The sequence below is a fragment of the Pseudomonas sp. Seg1 genome, from assembly GCF_018326005.1.
Lineage (GTDB): Bacteria > Pseudomonadota > Gammaproteobacteria > Pseudomonadales > Pseudomonadaceae > Aquipseudomonas.
This window is the reverse complement of the sequence record NZ_AP021903.1, coordinates 572,468-589,657: the sequence shown is the minus strand read 5'-3', so window position 1 is coordinate 589,657 and position 17,190 is coordinate 572,468. Positions and strand designations below refer to the sequence as shown.

Here is a 17,190-nt window from a genome sequence, read left to right as displayed (position 1 = left end):
GCTTACCGAAACAACAACCGCAAAGCCTTGCGAGTGTAGGACCAGCGCGAAACCGTGCGCCAGTCGGCACGCAACGCCTGAAAATAGAAGCCCTTGGCCAACGCGTATTCACCATGTGAATAGCAATCGCGAAACAGCGACAGGCAGCGCTGTGCCAGAAATGCCTGACGTAAATCCTGCATTTCTGCCGGCATGCGCCGACTTGAAAACACTTCGCTGACCACCTGCTCCGTGCCAGCAGCAAGACTTTGGCGCAGATCATGACGCATGCTGTCGGCATGCTTGTAGATCAATGCCATAGGCTGATCGAGAACGGTGCAAGGGAAACGCGCCAGCACCTGGGCAAACACTGGCAGGTCCTCGACGTTGCGCAGATGCTCCGGGTAATTACCCGGAGCGAATACAGCGCGATGCATCGCGCACGCACCATTGGAAATCGATACGGTCTTGTCCAGCAGGTAACCCTGCAAACGCTGACGGGGAGTCGAAGGCAACGGTTTGGCTGCCTGCAAGCTGCGCCTGCCGTCTGCGAACACTGACCAGTGGGCACCGATGACCATCAGGCTTTGAGGGTTGCAGGCAATGTGTTGCGACAGCGCAGCCAAAGCGCCGGGGGCCATTTCGTCATCGGAATCAAGGAAAACCAGGTATTGCCCGGTCGTCTCTTCAAGCCCCCGATTTCGCACTGAAGACAGCCCGCCATTGCTTTTGCGCAACGCACGAAAACGCCCGCCATGCTTGAGCAGAAGTTTCTCTACTACTTCAGGCGTTTCGTCCGTCGACCCATCGTCGATGACTAACAGATCCGTCGTCGCATCATCCAGCTGCGCCAATACCGACTCCACTGCACGAGGCAGGGTCCGCGCATAGTTGTAAGCGGGAATCACGACGCTGATCAGTGTTTCAGTCAAGTCCGTATCCTTTCACACCCTCTTTTACGACCAGAATATCTTCCATGATCAAGTATTCCAGATCGGAGCCGAAAAACATGTTCAGCGCGTCGGTCGGCGAGCAGATCATCGGTTCTCCACGACGGTTGAGCGAGGTGTTCAGCGACACGCCGTTGCCGGTCAGGTTTTCCAGCGCTTTCATCATGTCGTAGTAACGCGGATTGTATTCGCGCTTGAGCACCTGCGCCCGGGAAGTGCCATCTTCGTGGACGACTTCCGGCACACGGGTTTTCCACTCTTCCGCCACTTCGAACGTGAAGGTCATGAAAGGAGCCGGGTGATCGATCTTGATCATCTGTGGCGCGACGGTATCGAGCATCGACGGGCAGAAAGGCCTCCAGCGCTCGCGGAACTTGATCTGGTGGTTGATACGATCAGCCACGCCGGCCACGCTAGGGCAGCCAATGATCGAACGGCCGCCCAATGCGCGCGGACCGAATTCCATGCGACCCTGGAACCAGGCCACCGGATTGCCTTCAACCATGATTTTGGCGATCTGTTCCGGCATGTTGTCGAGCTTGCGCCACGCAGGCTTGTTCTCGTGACGAGCGCACGCGGCGATCACGTCTTCGTTGCTGTACGACGGGCCGAGGTAGACGTGTTCCATCTTTTCGACCGGCACGCCACGGGCATGAGACACATAGGCTGCCGCGCCAACCGCAGTACCGGCATCGCCGGACGCCGGCTGCACGAAAAGCTCCTTGATGTCGTCACGGGCGATGATTTTCTGGTTGAGCTTGACGTTCAACGCACAGCCACCGGCGAACGCCAGTTTGCCGGTTTCCTTGAGCACGTCGCCCAGGTAGTGATCGATCATCTGCAGCGCCAGTTTCTCGAACAGCGCTTGCATGCTGGCGGCATAGTGGATGTAAGGTTCGTCAGCAATATCGCCTTCACGCTTCGGACCAAGCCACTCGATCAGCTTCGGCGAGAAGTAGAAACCCTTGCCCTTCTCTTTATAGCGGCGCAGGCCGATCACGTTGGCGTAGTCGGTATTGATCACCAGCTCGCCGTTCTCGAACGAGGCCAGACGCGAGAAATCGTATTTGCTGGCATCGCCATACGGCGCCATGCCCATGACCTTGAACTCACCGTCGAGCATCTCGAAACCGAGGAACTCGGTGATCGCGCCATACAGGCCGCCGAGGGAGTCAGGATCGAAGAATTCCTTGATCTTGTGGATCTTGCCGTTCTCGCCATAACCGAAAAAGGTCGTGGCGTACTCGCCCTTGCCGTCGATACCGAGGATCGCGGTTTTCTCTTTGAAACCGGAGCAGTGGTAAGCGCTGGAAGCGTGGGCCAGATGGTGTTCGACCGGTTCGATCTTGATTTTTTTCGGATCGAAACCCAGTTGCTCCAGGCACCAGACGATCTTGTTGCGATAGCGTTTGTAGCGACGGTTGCCCATCAGGATCGCATCGAGCGCGCGATCCGGGGCATACCAGTAACGCTTGGCATAGTGCCAACGGGCCTTGCCGAACAGACTGATCGGAGCGAACGGGATCGCTACCACGTCAACGTCGGACGGTTTGATACCGGCCTGCTCAAGACAGAACTTCGCCGACTCGTAGGGCATGCGGTTTTTTGCATGCTTATCGCGTACGAAGCGCTCTTCTTCGGCCGCCGCCACCAGCTTGCCGTCGATGTACAAGGCAGCTGATGGATCATGGCTAAGGGCGCCGGACAGGCCAAGAATCGTCAATGCCACAGGGGTCTAGCCTCTTTAGTCTGCGTGCAGGCGCGATGCGCCTTGAAAATTGATGTGCCCTCGCAAAGGGCGAGGAACAGCTAAAGGGCGGGATTATAGCGTAAACATGCGGGGAATTACCCTGTGCGAATTGCCCCAGGTTGAATGGATCGGATAAACCCTGCCTGTGGGTTCAATAACCGCCCGTGCGCCAGTAGATACCGAGATTACCGTCAGTCGCCTGACGATAAATGGTGTAGGGCAGCACAACCGTATCGGCCACTCCGGACAATGGCAGATCCAGCAAGACGAATGGCGCGAGAAAGCCACTTGGATCGGGCGGTGCGTTCAACACGCAGAAATCGTAGGCCAGACCGCTGTAAACGCGCGGAATGGATTGGCAGTAGGTTTTTTGTTTGCGCATGTCCCGGGCGACATCGGCATCATCCTGCAATACAGTCAGGACACTGCCGCAGCCTGATAAACCCCATGAAAAAGCGCCCAGCATCACAGCCTTTTTGATCATCAAAATTTGCCCTCCATTGTCGTCAGGCAAACTAGCATCGGGGCTGAAGCGGGCACAGTTCATGGCTTCTGATGAAGCTGTAGGACCATTCAGAAAATATTGTCCCTCATTGAGCGAGGAACATTTTCGGTGTTTTTACAGACCTCTTCGCGAGCAAGCCCGCTCCCACAGGAGGAATGCATTCCAAGGGTGGGAGCGGGCTTGCTTGCGAAAGGGTCGAAGAGCCGATTCAGCCGGCGCTGGAGATATCTTTAGGCAAACGCTGATCGATGACCTGATACAACGCACTACTCGCCGGCCAGTTACGCATGAAACGCGCCCGATCCCGCGCATAGGCACCAGCAAAGGTGTTCACCGAGCCGTGCTGGCACATCGAATCGAGATCGATCAGCGCCCAGCGGTCGTTCTGCCAGAACAGGTTATGGCCCTTGAAGTCGCCATGACTGATGCGCTCGGCAATCAACCGGGCAAACAATTGATCCAGCGCCTGCAACTCCGCTTCCGGAGCATCACCACTTTCAACATACGGCGCAAATCGCTCGATGATGTCCGGCCCCGGCAGGAACTCGGTGACCAGATATGCACGGCTGCGCAGCCACAAAAAGCGCTTTTCCAGCACCGCCAGCGGCTTGGGCGTGGCGATGCCGAGAAACGCCAGGCGATTGCCCTCACGCCACGAATGCCAGGCACGACTCGGGCGCCAGAAACGCTTGAGCCAATGGGCGAAGCCCTTGATGTTATAGCGCTTGATCACCAGCGCGCGCGCCTCCACGTCGACCTTGCCGACGCTCGCGGCGCCGCCGGTCTTGTAGAGATGCCCCTTGTCCAGCAACTGATCGGCCTGTTCCAGCACCGGCAGCATTGCCGCCTCTTCCTCGCGACGGATCGCGCGCAAACCAAAGGCTCCCCGCCGAACGCTGAACAGCGTGCATTCGCGACCGACCTTGATCAGGTAATCCTTCAGACGCCAGCGGCGAACCTTGTCGATCTGTTTCTGCAAGGCTTCCAGTGGCAGCGCGTGCTCGCTGTTGCTCAGCAGGTAATACACCAGCAGTTCTTCGGTGAACGGTTCAAGCGCCTTGGGCAACTGGGCGAAAAACACACCGAGATTTTCCAGGACTTTCTGCCGCGACAACGGCTGTCCGGCGGTTTCCACGCAGATGCCCGCACCGTCGATCAAATACAACTGCCCGCCGTGACGCAGCAGATTGTCCAGGTGCAGGTCCTCCTGCCAAAGCCCTTTACCGTGCAACCGGCCAATCGCACCCAGCGCCTCGGCCAGCACCGCGGATTGCTCATCCGCCAACATCGGCAGCGCCTCGACTTTCGTCCAGGCGTCGCCGAGGCTTTCAGCACCCTCAAGAAAATCGAACAGCAGCCAGCCGCCCTCAGCGTTCTTCAGGCCATCAGCCAGCAGCAACGGTGTCGTCAGGCCTTGAGCAGCCAGCAAGCGCACGCCTTCCAGCTCTCGCTGAAAGTGCCGGGCCGCCTTGCTGCCGACCAGCAACTTGGCCAGCACCGGACGCCCACGCCAGACGCCAGCGCCGACGTAGCGTTGCCCCGGCAAAACACGCAACAGACTCAGCAACTGCAAGTCCGCGGTGCCGGCCGCATCGGCCAGCGTTATTGTCAGCGGCAGTTGCGGGGTGCGCCCGGCAGCGGCCAGCTCGGACAATTGCATCAGCGGGTCTCCTTGTGACTACGGCGCGCGGTCAGCCGGGCGAGCCAACTGTCGAGCAGCGAGCTGTCGGTCGGCTGGTCGAGATACGCCGCCAGCAATTCGCGCAACTGCGCCTCGCTCCACTCCGGGGCACGTCGTTGCAGCGGCTCCAGATCCTTGATCCGGTCACGCATGCCGAATAGCAGTGGCCGGGTTTTTTCCAGGTCGATCAATTGCGCCTGGTACCCGTTGCCACTGGCTTGCAGAAAAATGTGTTTTGGATAGAAACAACCGTGCACCTGACGCACGCCGTGCAGATGCCGCGCCAGCAGCCCGCAGGCCTTGAGAATCGCCGATTGCTGTGCAGTAGCGAGCTGAGTCCAGCGCGCCAACAGCGACTCCAGATCGCTCCAGCCGTCGAGGGCGCGCGTCAGCAGAATTGCCCGGACTTCGCCATCGACTTTGCGCTGACCAAAAAACGCCGCTTGCAGCGCGGGAATGCCGAGCTTGCGATAGCGGCTGATATTGCGAAATTCACGGGCAAAGCTTGGCTCGCCAAACGGCGCGTGCAAGGTGCGGGTCAGGTAATTGCTCTGGCGCTTGAGGTAGAAACCCTGGCCCTCCAGATCCAGACGAAAGACGCTGCTCCAGCCGCCACGGGCGGTATTGGGTTCGTCCACCGCCTCAAGCTGTTTGGCCCACAGCGCGTCAAAAGTGCCCAGACCGTGACGCTCAAGCAGTGCACGGTCCTCTTCGGCCAGAAAATCAGTCATTCACGTCCCTCGAAAAATCTCACCACGTGCCGAATCCGTTTCTTGTCGGCCGTATTCAGCCGATCGCACTGGCGGTATTGCTTATAGAAACGCAGGCGCTGGGTATTGGACAGGTGATATTTGGCGAGCTTGTCGAGACAGGCCAGATCCTTGGTGATCCGATACTTGAGCCAGAAGCCGCGCCAGAACTCGCCGTTGGGGCAATCGATGAGAAATACGCGCGCCTGATCGTCGATCAGCAGATTGCGCCATTTCAAATCGTTATGGGTAAAACGGTGATCATGCATCGTTCGGGTATAACCCGCCAACTGCCGGCTGATGCCATCGACCCAGGCGCGATCCTTGAGCCTCGGATCCTTGCGCTCGGCGAAGGCCGCAAGGTCTTCGGTATGCGGCAGTTCACGGGTAATCATCGCCCCACGGTCGTACGCCGCGCCGCGTCGCTCCAGGCCCCAGGCCACCACTTCAGCGGTGGGAATGCCCCATTTGGCGAAGCGTTTGAGGTTTTGCCATTCCATCTTCACTCGCGGCTTGCCGAGGTATCGGCGCAAGCCCTTGCCGGCACCGACGTAGCGCTTGACGTAATAGTTGACGCCGTTGCGTTGCACGCGAATGACTTCGGACAACGGATCGCGGGTCAGCCGCTCGCCTTGCAGGGCGAATACGGCCTGAAGGCTGCCGAAGTCTTCGGCAAGATCGCTGTACTGCGGCTCAAGAGTCCAACCCGCCATCAGAGCGCATCCCCGTAACGCTGCTTGCGCGCGTAGAGCTTGTTGGCCTTGCCTTCCAGCCAGTTCAGCAGCGGTGCTTCTTCCGCCAGAATCTGGCGCAGCGGTTGCTGGAAATAGCCTTTGAGGAAACGCAATTTGTCGCGGCGGGTCAGGCCGATGTCCAAAGCGGAAAAGTACAGGGCGGCCAGATCCTTGTTGCGCCAGCGCTGAGTGATCTTTGCGCGGGTCTGGGCACGGTGCAGGTCGATCACCGAGAGCTTGAAGTCTTGCGGGGTGATCGGCTTGTCGGTGTGCAGCAAAAAGTGGCAGATGTAGCAGTCGCGGTGGTTGACCCCGGCGCGGTGCATCATGCCGGTCATGCGCGCCACTTCGGCGATCAGCGCACGTTTGAGTCTTGGCTCTGGCGGCTGCTTGACCCAGTCGATGCTGAAGTCTTCGAGGCTGATGGTCGGCGCCAGCTCTTCGGTAACGATGAACGAATGCTGATCGGCCGGGTTGCTGCCCTTTTCGCCATACGCCACGGCGGTCATGGTCGGCACGCCGACTTCCTGCAACCGCTGGATCGCTTTCCATTCCTGACCCGCGCCCAGCACCGGCAGCTTGGCGGTCAGCAGGTTCTTGAAGATCTCGCCCCAGCCAATGCCACGGTGAATCTTCACGAAGAAACCGTTGCCATCGACTTCCGTGCGCAGCGTCCGGCGGGCTTCCAGCTCGCGGTAAACCTCGCCCTGCAAGCCTTCGACTTCGGCGAACGGGTCCCGTCCGGCCCAAAGGCTCTTGAACGGTTCAGCCAGCATCAACTTCATTAAGCGCGCTCCGCCAGAATCACATCGGCCGCGTGCTGCGGCATGCTGTAAAGGTCGGCCGTCTCGGCGAAGGCCAGACCGTTGCGGCTCCAGGCCGCGCGTGCAGCGTCGTCGTTCAACATATCGGTCAGGTATTGCGTCAGTTGCGCCTGGTCGAACGGCTCGTCCAGTACTCGCCCGGCATCCGCCTCGGCAATGTAATGGGCGTAGCCGCAGACGGCGCTGACCAGCACCGGAAGCCCGGCGACCAGCGCTTCGAGCAGCACTGTACCGGTATTTTCGTTGTAGGCCGGGTGGATCAACAGGTCGGCGCCGAGCAGGAACCGCGGAATATCACTGCGGCCCTTGAGGAACGTCACGTTGTCGCCCAACCCCAAAGTCGCGCTCTGCATCTGGAACAATTTGGGGTCATCCTGGCCGATTACAAACAGCCGGGTGCGTTTCTTCAGTTCCGCCGGCAATGCGGCCAGCGCTTTCAGGCTGCGATCGACGCCTTTGGTCTTGAACCCGGAGCCGATCTGTACCAGCAATAGGTCATCGTCCTTGAGGTTGAATTCGGCGCGAAATCCGGCGCGAATTTCATCGGCATCCGCTGGGCGGCGACGATCCTGGGCAATGCCCGGCGGCAGCAGGTGGAAGCGCTCCAGCGGCGTGTCGTAATGCTTGATGAACAGCGGCTGCTGCACTTCGGAAATCATCAGCACTTCGGTTTTCGCGTCTTTGGCGAACACCGCGCGTTCGTATTCGGCGAAGTGGCGATAGCGGCCCCAGCGACGGTACAGCGAATGGCGCAGGTTTTGCGCCTTGTCTTCGAAGCAGCCGTCGGCGGCGTAATAGACATCCAGCCCGGGCATCTTGTTGAAACCGATCAGCCGGTCCACCGGACGCTTGGCCAGGTCCGCTTCCATCCACGCAGTGAGTTTCTCGTTACGACGATGGTTGAAAAACGCCTTGACCGGCGCCACCAGCACTTCGAAACCGGGCGGCACGTCGCCTTCCCAGATCAGCGTGTAGACGCGGATCTGGTGGCCGCGCTTCTGGCATTCGAGGGCGATGCGCATGAAGTCGCGCTGCAAGCCACCGAACGGGAAATATTTGTACAGGACGAATGCCAATTGCATCAGCGCAGCTCCTCAGCCATTAACAACGTGCTCAGTCGGCTGGCGACACGCTCGGGATTCAGACGCGTGAAGCACAGAGGCTGCTCGCGTTTCAGGTCAAACTGACGGGCATCCTGCGCGGTCGGTTGATAGGTACATTTCTTTTGCAGGCACGGCGCGCACGGAAAATCGCTGGCCAGGTGAATCTGCAATTTGCCGTAGGCGCCGGTAAGGCCCGGGTTGGTCGGGCCGAACAGCGATATGGTCGGCACGTCCAGCGCCGCGGCCAAATGGCCAAGACCCGTGTCTACCGCCACACAGGCTTGCGCCCCTGCGAGCACTTTGCCGACACCGGCCAGATTCAGTTTCGGCAAGACTTCGGCGTGCTTGAAACCGGCGGCGATCCGCTCGGCACGGGCCTTTTCCAGTGGGTTGCCCCATGGCAGTTTCACGCCGACGCCGAGATAACCGACCCGCTCGGTCAGTTCGCGCCAGTAGCTTTCCGGCCAGTGCTTGGTGTCCCACGTCGTGCCATGCAGGAACACCACAAAGGCGTTCTTGCGCGGCAGTTCGACCAGACGCTCGACGTTAAGGCCGTAGTCGCCCAAGCCTTTGGGCAAGTCGTAACCCAGCGCAATGGCGAACAACTGCCGCACGCGCTCGACCGCGTGCTGACCACGGGCCACGGCCAGTTTGCGGTCGTAGAAACGCGCCGCCATCGGCTCGCGGGCCGAACCTTTGTCGAGGCCGGCTACCGGCGCTTTGACGTAACGGGTCAACCAGGCACTTTTGAGCAGGCCCTGGGCGTCGATCACCAAATCATATTTCTGCGCGCGAACCGATTGTTTGAAGCGTTTCCACTCGCCGCTCTTGATCGTCTGCCAGATATTTTTGCGCCAGCGACGGATCGCCACCGGAATCACTTTGCCAACGGCCGGGTGCCAGGTCGGAATCTCGGCAAAGCCTTCTTCCACCACCCAGTCGAACTTGATCCCGGGGATTGCCCGGGCCGCGTCGGTCAGCGCCGGCAACGCGTGAATCACGTCGCCCAGCGATGAAGTCTTGATCAGCAATACCCGCAACTTAATGAACCTCGACCACGGAGCCCTGCAATTTCTGCAAGGCATCGTTGACCGCGTCCGGCATCAGCTGGCGCAGGCAGTTGTAATGGCCGAAACGGCAGGTACGGTCGAAACACGGACTGCAATCGAGGCCCAGGCGCACGACTTCGACGTGTTCGGCCAACGGTGGCGTGAAGCCCGGTGAAGTCGAGCCGTAAACCGCCACCAGCGGGCGGTTCAGGGCAGCAGCGACGTGCATCAGGCCGGAGTCGTTGGAGACGACGGAGTCGGCGCAGGACATCAGGTCGATGGCTTCGGCCAACGAGGTGCCGCCGCTGAGGTTGACCGACTCTTCACGCAGGCCGGGAATCAGCCGCGCGCGGATGTCTTCGCCCACGGCGTGATCGTTCTTCGAACCGAACAGCCACACCTGCCAGCCTTCGCGGATCCGCGCTTCGGCGACTTTGGCGTAATGCTCGGACGGCCAGCGCTTGGACTCACCGAACTCGGCGCCGGGGCACAGGGCCAACACCGGGCGGTCGAGGGTCAGGCCGAACTTGGCCAGCGCCGCTTCGCGGGTGACCGGGTCGATTTGCAGGCTCGGGCGCGGATAGGGTTTCGGCAGCTCGGCGTTCGGCTCGTAAGCCAGGGCCATGAACCGCTCGATCATCAACGGATAGCGTTCTTTGTCGAGGGTGCGCACGTCATTGAGCAAGCCGTAGCGGAATTCGCCACGCCAGCCCGTGCGTTTCGGGATGCCGGCGAAGAACGGCACCAGCGCTGACTTCAGCGAATTCGGCAACAGGATCGCCTGGTCGTACTGGCCGCGCAGGGATTTGCCGATGCGTCGACGGGTCGCCAGCTCCAGCGCGCCGTGGCCGAGCGGAAAGCTCAAGGCCATGCGCACTTCAGGCATGCGCTCAAGGATCGGCCGGCTCCACTCGGGGGCCAGCACGTCGATTTCGCATTGCGGGTGGCGTTGCTTGAGACACTGAAACAGTGTCTGCGCCATCACCATGTCACCGACCCAACTGGGCCCAACGATCAGAATATTCATGTGGTTTCCAAAAACGAACCGGGGAGGCATTTACGCCTCCCCGCCTCGAGAATTCTACAAACACTGTAGATCTACTGTGGGAGCGAGACTGCTCGCGATGGGGTCTTCACATTCAACATTATTGTCGTCTGATACTCCGCTATCGCGGGCAAGCCCGCTCCCACAGGGTTTTGCATTCCTTCACACATCTGCATTTCACCGCAGATCACTGTGGGAGCGGGCTTGCCCGCGATGAGGCCAGCACATCCAACATCAATGTCGCCTGACACTCCGTTTTCGCGAGCAGGCTCACTCCCACAGGGTTTTGCATTCCTTCACACATCTGCATTTCAACGCAGATCACTGTGGGAGCGGGCTTGCCCGCGATGAGGCCAGCACATCCAACATCAATGTCGCCTGACACTCCGTTTTCGCGAGCAGGCTCGCTCCCACAGGGTTTTGCATTCCTTCACACATCTGCATTTCAACGCAGATCACTGTGGGAGCGGGCTTGCCCGCGATGAGGCCAGCACATCCAACATCAATGTCGCCTGACGCTCCGTTTTCGCGAGCAGGCTCGCTCCCACAGGGTTTTGCATTCCTTCACACATCTGCATTTCAACGCAGATCACTGTGGGAGCGGGCTTGCCCGCGATGAGGCCAGCACATCCAAAATCAATGTCGCCTGACACTCCGTTTTCGCGAGCAGGCTCGCTCCCACAGGGTTTTGCATTCCTTCACACCTCTGCATTTCAACGCAGATCACTGTGGGAGCGGGCTTGCCCGCGATGAGGCCATCACATTCGATAGTGATGGTGGCTGACACTCCGTCATCGCGGGCAAGCCCGCTCCCACATGGGCCATCAGGTGTTTCAAATATCCGGTTTCAGCTTAGCCCCAACTCTTTCCAGATCCGTAAAACCTGCCTGCGTTCGTCGGCAAACTGGTCGCCTGCAATCACCCCGGCATCCTTCTGCAAGGCCTGCCGGTGGGCGGCGGAGCGGTAGGCTTTATAGGCCTCACGCAACAGACTGGCATCTTCGGCAGGCATCAGCCCTTCGTGTTCCAGCTCTTCCAGAATGCGGATGTTATCGGTCCAGCGCAGCAATGGCGGGTGGCTTTGCGACCACGCCAGGGCCGCGTATTGCACCATAAATTCAATATCGACGATACCTCCGGCGTCCTGCTTGAGATCGAACGGCGCCGTGGCGTCGAAGGCATTTGCCGCCGTACCGGCCGCCGTGCTCTTACTGCCGAGGTTGTCGCGCATCTTCGCGCGCATCTCGCTGACTTCCTGTTGCAGCTTGGCCAGGTCCCGCGCCTTGCCCAATACCTGAGCACGGACTTTCTCGAAGGCCTGACCGACATCCTGACTACCGACCAGCACCCGCGCCCGCACCAGCGCCTGATGCTCCCACGTCCAGGCTTCATTTTCCTGATAGCGGGCAAACGCGCCGAGGGAACTGACCAGCAGCCCGGAGGCACCGGACGGCCGCAGGCGCATATCCACTTCATAGAGCTGGCCGGAGTTGGTCTGTGCAGTCAGCAAGTGAATGATCCGCTGGCCCAGCCGGGTGAAGAACTGCGCGCCATCAATCGGTTTCGGCCCGTCGGTTTCCGCCTGTGGATCACCGTCATGGATAAACACCAGATCCAGATCCGAACCATGCCCCAACTCGATCCCGCCGACTTTGCCGTAGCCGACAATGATGAAACCGGGATCGCACAGAGTGCCGTCGGTGCGCAGCGGCGTGCCGTACTTGGCCACGGTCTGGCGCCAGGCCAGGGCCAGCACCTGTTCGAGAATCGCCTCAGCCAGCCAGGTCAGGTAATCGCTGACTTTCATCAACGGCAGGCTGCCGGCGATTTCCGAGGCGGCGACGCGCAAGCGGTGCGCCAGTTTGAAATGGCGCAGGGCTTCCATCTGTTGTTCGAGGTCGTCCTCGGGAATCCGCGTCAGACGCTCGCGTAATTCGGCGGCGAGTTCCGGCGCCAGCGGCGGTTTGAACAGACGCCCCTCGTTGAGCAGTTCGTCAAGCAGCAGCGGGAAACGGGTGATCTGTTCAGCAATCCACGGGCTCGCTGCGCACAGTGTCAGCAAACGACGCAGCGCTCCGGGATTTTCCGTCAACAACACTAAATAAGCCGAACGGCGGGCGACCGCCTCAACCAACGGCAGCACTCGCTCAAGAACCAGATCGGGATTGTCATGCTCGACCGCTTGCGCCAGCAGGCGCGGGATAAATGCATCGAGACGTTCACGGCCCAAACGCTGCATCGCCCGCAACTGCGGACTGTTGCGCAAACCGGCCAGTGCTTTCAGCGCCTTGGGCGCATCGGTAAAACCGCCCTCCTCCAACTGCCGGCACGCGGCCTCTTCGTCCTGCGCGTCTTCCCACAGCGGCAGCCATTCACCGCCGACCACCACTTCGCTTTCAGTGCCTTCGTCCTCATCGGGATCGGCGATCACCTGTGCAAAGTGCCAGGCCACGCGGCCGCGCCAGAACATGAGTTTTTCGTGGAAAGCTTGCCAGTCAGCGAAACCGAGCATGAAGGCGATGCGCGCCTGATCCTGAGCGCCATCCGGGAGCATCTGGGTCTGGCGGTCGGCGATGGCCTGAATCGCGTGTTCGGTGTAACGCAGGAATTCGTAGCCTTCGCGTAACTCGCTGATCACTGCCGGCGGCAGATAACCCTGCCCTTCCAGCGTGCTCAATACCTTTAATAGAGGACGCTGCTGCAAGCTCAAGTCGCGCCCGCCGTGGATCAGCTGAAAAGCCTGGGCAATAAACTCGACTTCGCGGATACCGCCCGAGCCGAGTTTGATGTTGTCGGCCATGCCTTTACGGCGGACTTCCTGCTGGATCAGCTGCTTCATGGTGCGCAGCGCTTCGATGGCCGAGAAGTCCAGATAACGCCGATAAACAAACGGGCGCAGCATCTCCTGCAATTGCGCGCCAGCCTGCTGATCGCCGGCCACCACCCGCGACTTGATCATCGCGTAGCGCTCCCAGTCACGACCCTGATCCTGGTAATACTGCTCCAGCGCATTGAAGCTCAGCACCAGCGCGCCGGACGAACCGTACGGGCGCAGGCGCATGTCGACGCGAAACACAAAGCCGTCGACGGTTATCGGATCGAGGGCCTTGATCAGGCGTTGACCGAGCCGGATGAAGAATTCCTGGTTATCCAGCGCGCGTTTCACGCCGACGGTTTCGCCGCCCTCGGGGTAGGCGAAGATCAGGTCGATGTCGGAAGACAGGTTCAACTCGACCGCGCCAAGCTTGCCCATGCCGAGAACAACCATTTGCTGCGGCAGACCGCTGCGTCGGCCAGTCGGTGTGCCGAACTGCTGGCAATGGCGGCTGTACAGCCATTGATAGGCTTGATCGATGGTCGCGTCGGCCATGTCCGAGAGGTCGCGGCAGGTCTGCACCAGATCGGCCTGGCGGGTCAGGTCGCGCCAGATGATGCGCACTTGGTGCCGGGTGCGTTGACGGCGTAGCACGCGACCGAGTTCATCTTCGCTCTCGGCGGCGTTCACCACAGCGGCAATCTGCGCGCAGAGTTCACCCGGTGCAAACGGTCGGTCGAGCTCTCCGGACTGCACCAGCGACAGCAACATCAAAGGGTCACGAACGCTCTGTTCAATGACAAACTCGCTGGCCGCAGTAACGCGGGCGAATTGCGCCCAGCGCTCTGGCGTCCAGGTGGAGAAGCCGTGATCGCCCTCAAGCGAGGCGACGGCCGTACGGAACGACTGCTCGGATCGGCTGACCAACGGCAGGAGAATGGCGGGCAGTTCAGCAAGCACGGGCAGGGTCATGGTCTATCCTTGATCGGCGTGTAAAGGGCCGCTTGTAGTGAATGATGAAAACCCGCTACGTGAAGGACTGTCGAACAAAAGTTAGAAATAGCTGAAATTTCTTCTTCTTTGGCACCCAGCATCAAACTTTCACCTTTTTCGGATGGTAATCGACCAACCTTAACGATTATTCTCACAACGCAGTCAGAGGCCACAAGCCTTTCATCTGTAGTTTTACTACTCGTCTATACATTCGAAAGGCTGAAATGCCCGAAGATTTGTAGTAAAACTACACGCCGCCGGAACAACCTGTCGGCAATCCAAGAATTTTAAATCGTCTGCCCACAAGGCCAGTCGCAAACTCAGGCAACCGATTCTGGAAGCCTTTCCGCCCTGGAGCAAGCCATGCAAGACCTCGATCCCGTCGAAACCCAGGAATGGCTGGACGCCCTGGAATCGGTTCTCGACAAAGAAGGCGAAGACCGTGCTCACTATCTGATGACCCGTATGGGTGAACTGGCGACCCGCAGCGGCTCGCAACTCCCTTACGCCATCACCACGCCTTACCGCAACACCATCCCGGTAACCCACGAAGCACGCATGCCTGGCGACCTGTTCATGGAACGCCGCATTCGCTCGTTGGTACGCTGGAACGCGATGGCCATGGTAATGCGTACGAACCTGAAAGATTCTGACCTGGGTGGTCACATCTCCAGCTTCGCTTCCAGTGCGACCCTGTATGACATCGGCTTCAACTACTTCTTCCAGGCCCCGACCGACGAACACGGCGGCGACCTGATCTACTTCCAGGGCCACACCTCGCCAGGCGTTTACGCCCGTGCGTTCATGGAAGGCCGCATCACCGAAGACCAAATGAACAACTTCCGCCAGGAAGTCGACGGTCAGGGCCTGTCGTCCTACCCGCACCCTTGGCTGATGCCTGACTTCTGGCAATTCCCGACCGTATCGATGGGTCTGGGTCCGATCCAGGCGATCTACCAGGCGCGCTTCATGAAGTACCTGGAACACCGCGGTTTCATCCAGCCGGGCAAACAGAAAGTCTGGTGCTTCCTGGGCGACGGCGAGTGCGACGAGCCGGAATCCCTGGGCGCCATCTCCCTGGCCGGCCGCGAGAAGCTGGACAACCTGATCTTCGTCATCAACTGCAACCTGCAGCGCCTCGACGGCCCGGTTCGCGGTAACGGCAAGATCATCCAGGAACTCGAAGGCGTGTTCCGCGGTGCTCAGTGGAACGTGACCAAAGTCATCTGGGGCCGTTTCTGGGACCCACTGCTGGCCAAAGACGTCGACGGCATCCTGCAACGTCGCATGGACGAAGTCATCGACGGCGAGTATCAGAACTACAAAGCCAAAGACGGCGCGTTCGTGCGTGAACACTTCTTCAACACGCCTGAACTCAAGGCAATGGTTGCTGATCTGTCCGACGACGAGATCTGGAAACTCAACCGTGGCGGCCACGACCCGTACAAGGTCTACGCGGCGTACCACGAAGCGGTCAACCACAAAGAACAACCGACCGTCATCCTCGCCAAGACCATCAAAGGTTATGGCACCGGTGCCGGCGAAGCGAAAAACACCGCGCACAACACCAAGAAGGTTGATGTTGAAAGCCTGAAGCTGTTCCGCGATCGTTTCGACATTCCGGTCAAGGACGAAGAGCTGGAGAACCTGCCGTTCTTCAAGCCAGAGCCAAACAGCGCCGAAGCCCGCTACCTCAGCGAGCGCCGCACTGCACTGGGCGGTTTCGTACCTCAGCGCCGCGCGCAGAGCTTCAGCGTACCGACCCCGGATCTGGACACCCTCAAAGCCATCCTCGATGGCTCGGGCGACCGTGAAATTTCCACCACCATGGCGTTCGTGCGGATCCTCGCGCAACTGGTCAAGGACAAGGAAATCGGCCCGCGCATCGTTCCGATCATCCCGGACGAAGCCCGTACCTTCGGTATGGAAGGCATGTTCCGTCAGCTGGGCATCTACTCCTCCGTCGGCCAGCTCTACGAGCCAGTCGATAAAGACCAAGTGATGTTCTACAAGGAAGACCAGAAAGGTCAGATCCTTGAAGAAGGCATCAACGAAGCAGGCGCCATGAGCTCGTTCATCGCCGCCGGTACTTCGTACTCCAGCCACAACCAGCCGATGCTGCCGTTCTACATCTTTTACTCGATGTTCGGCTTCCAGCGTATCGGTGACCTGGCCTGGGCTGCCGGCGACAGCCGTACCCGTGGCTTCCTGATCGGTGGCACCGCCGGCCGCACCACCCTGAACGGTGAAGGTCTGCAACACGAAGACGGTCACAGCCACCTGCTGGCCGCGACCATCCCGAACTGCCGCACCTACGATCCAACCTACGGCTACGAGCTGGCGGTGATCATTCAGGACGGCATGAAGAAGATGACCGAAGAGCAACAGGACATCTTCTACTACATCACCGTGATGAACGAGTCGTACCAGCAGCCAGCCATGCCGGCCGGTGCCGAAGAAGGCATCAAGAAAGGCATGTACCTGCTCGAAGAAGACACCCGCGATGCGGCGCACCACGTACAGCTGATGGGCTCCGGCACCATCCTGCGTGAAGTCCGTGAAGCGGCGAAGATCCTGCGTGAAGAGTTCAACGTCGGCGCCGACGTGTGGAGCGTCACCAGCTTCAACGAACTGCGTCGCGACGGCCTGGCCGTAGAGCGTAGCAACCGTCTGAAGCCTGGCCAGAAGCCTAAGCTGAGCTACGTCGAAGAGTGCCTGAACGGCCGTAAAGGTCCGGTCATTGCCTCTACCGACTACATGAAGCTGTTCGCCGAGCAGATCCGTCAGTGGGTACCGTCCAAGGAATTCAAAGTCCTGGGCACCGACGGTTTCGGCCGCAGCGACAGCCGCAAGAAACTGCGTCATTTCTTCGAAGTCGACCGTCATTTCGTGGTGTTGGCAGCCCTGGAAGCACTGGCTGACCGTGGTGATATCGAACCTAAAGTCGTGGCCGAGGCCATCGTGAAGTTCGGTATCGACCCGGAAAAACGCAACCCACTGGACTGCTGAGGAG

The 17,190-nt window shown here is 59.7% G+C and carries 12 protein-coding genes; 1 reads left to right on the top strand and 11 read right to left on the bottom strand.

All coding sequences use genetic code 11. The features are described 5' to 3' along the window. Positions 1 to 2: 2 nt before the first annotated feature. The 11 genes from KI231_RS02515 to glnE form a co-directional block, all read right to left on the bottom strand. Complete coding sequence (locus tag KI231_RS02515) at positions 3 to 911, bottom strand: glycosyltransferase family 2 protein (protein WP_213027344.1); 909 nt, start codon at positions 909 to 911, stop codon at positions 3 to 5. Further along, positions 904 to 2,658, bottom strand: a complete 1,755-nt coding sequence (locus tag KI231_RS02510; protein WP_103304619.1) for a carbamoyltransferase family protein — start codon at positions 2,656 to 2,658, stop codon at positions 904 to 906. Before KI231_RS02510 ends, KI231_RS02515 begins: the two co-directional genes overlap by 8 nt. A 172-nt stretch (positions 2,659 to 2,830) precedes the next feature. Beyond that, positions 2,831 to 3,166 carry a YceK/YidQ family lipoprotein gene (locus KI231_RS02505; RefSeq protein WP_103304618.1) on the bottom strand — a complete coding sequence of 112 codons (336 nt, stop codon included), beginning with the start codon at positions 3,164 to 3,166 and terminating at the stop codon, positions 2,831 to 2,833. A 226-nt stretch (positions 3,167 to 3,392) separates the two neighbouring features. Next, positions 3,393 to 4,844 (bottom strand): lipopolysaccharide kinase InaA family protein, encoded by a 1,452-nt coding sequence (locus KI231_RS02500; protein WP_213027343.1) that lies wholly within the window; start codon positions 4,842 to 4,844, stop codon positions 3,393 to 3,395. Then, the gene (locus KI231_RS02495) at positions 4,844 to 5,596 is read right to left on the bottom strand and encodes a lipopolysaccharide kinase InaA family protein (protein WP_213027342.1); all 753 of its coding nucleotides are present in this window, start codon (positions 5,594 to 5,596) and stop codon (positions 4,844 to 4,846) included. The genes KI231_RS02500 and KI231_RS02495 overlap by 1 nt, the downstream gene beginning before the upstream one ends. Next, on the bottom strand, positions 5,593 to 6,327 hold the full coding sequence (locus KI231_RS02490) for a lipopolysaccharide kinase InaA family protein (RefSeq protein ID WP_103304615.1): 735 nt from the start codon (positions 6,325 to 6,327) through the stop codon (positions 5,593 to 5,595). Before KI231_RS02490 ends, KI231_RS02495 begins: the two co-directional genes overlap by 4 nt. Next, on the bottom strand, positions 6,327 to 7,133 hold the full coding sequence (rfaP, locus tag KI231_RS02485) for a lipopolysaccharide core heptose(I) kinase RfaP (protein ID WP_213027341.1): 807 nt from the start codon (positions 7,131 to 7,133) through the stop codon (positions 6,327 to 6,329). The genes KI231_RS02490 and rfaP overlap by 1 nt, the downstream gene beginning before the upstream one ends. Next, a complete protein-coding gene (locus KI231_RS02480) occupies positions 7,133 to 8,254 on the bottom strand; it encodes a glycosyltransferase family 4 protein (RefSeq protein WP_103304613.1) in 1,122 nt (373 codons plus the stop codon). The genes rfaP and KI231_RS02480 overlap by 1 nt, the downstream gene beginning before the upstream one ends. Next, on the bottom strand, positions 8,254 to 9,315 hold the full coding sequence (gene waaC / locus KI231_RS02475) for a lipopolysaccharide heptosyltransferase I (RefSeq protein WP_103304612.1): 1,062 nt from the start codon (positions 9,313 to 9,315) through the stop codon (positions 8,254 to 8,256). The genes KI231_RS02480 and waaC overlap by 1 nt, the downstream gene beginning before the upstream one ends. Position 9,316: 1 nt before the next feature. Further along, positions 9,317 to 10,351, bottom strand: coding sequence for a lipopolysaccharide heptosyltransferase II (gene waaF, locus KI231_RS02470; protein ID WP_103304611.1), 1,035 nt, complete (start codon positions 10,349 to 10,351; stop codon positions 9,317 to 9,319). 865 nt (positions 10,352 to 11,216) lie between these two features. Continuing rightward, positions 11,217 to 14,156, bottom strand: a complete 2,940-nt coding sequence (gene glnE, locus KI231_RS02465; protein WP_213027340.1) for a bifunctional [glutamate--ammonia ligase]-adenylyl-L-tyrosine phosphorylase/[glutamate--ammonia-ligase] adenylyltransferase — start codon at positions 14,154 to 14,156, stop codon at positions 11,217 to 11,219. 384 nt (positions 14,157 to 14,540) lie between these two features. On the opposite strand from glnE, the gene aceE reads away from it, so the two are divergent. Further along, positions 14,541 to 17,186, top strand: coding sequence for a pyruvate dehydrogenase (acetyl-transferring), homodimeric type (aceE, locus tag KI231_RS02460; RefSeq protein WP_213027339.1), 2,646 nt, complete (start codon positions 14,541 to 14,543; stop codon positions 17,184 to 17,186). Positions 17,187 to 17,190 lie beyond the last annotated feature (4 nt).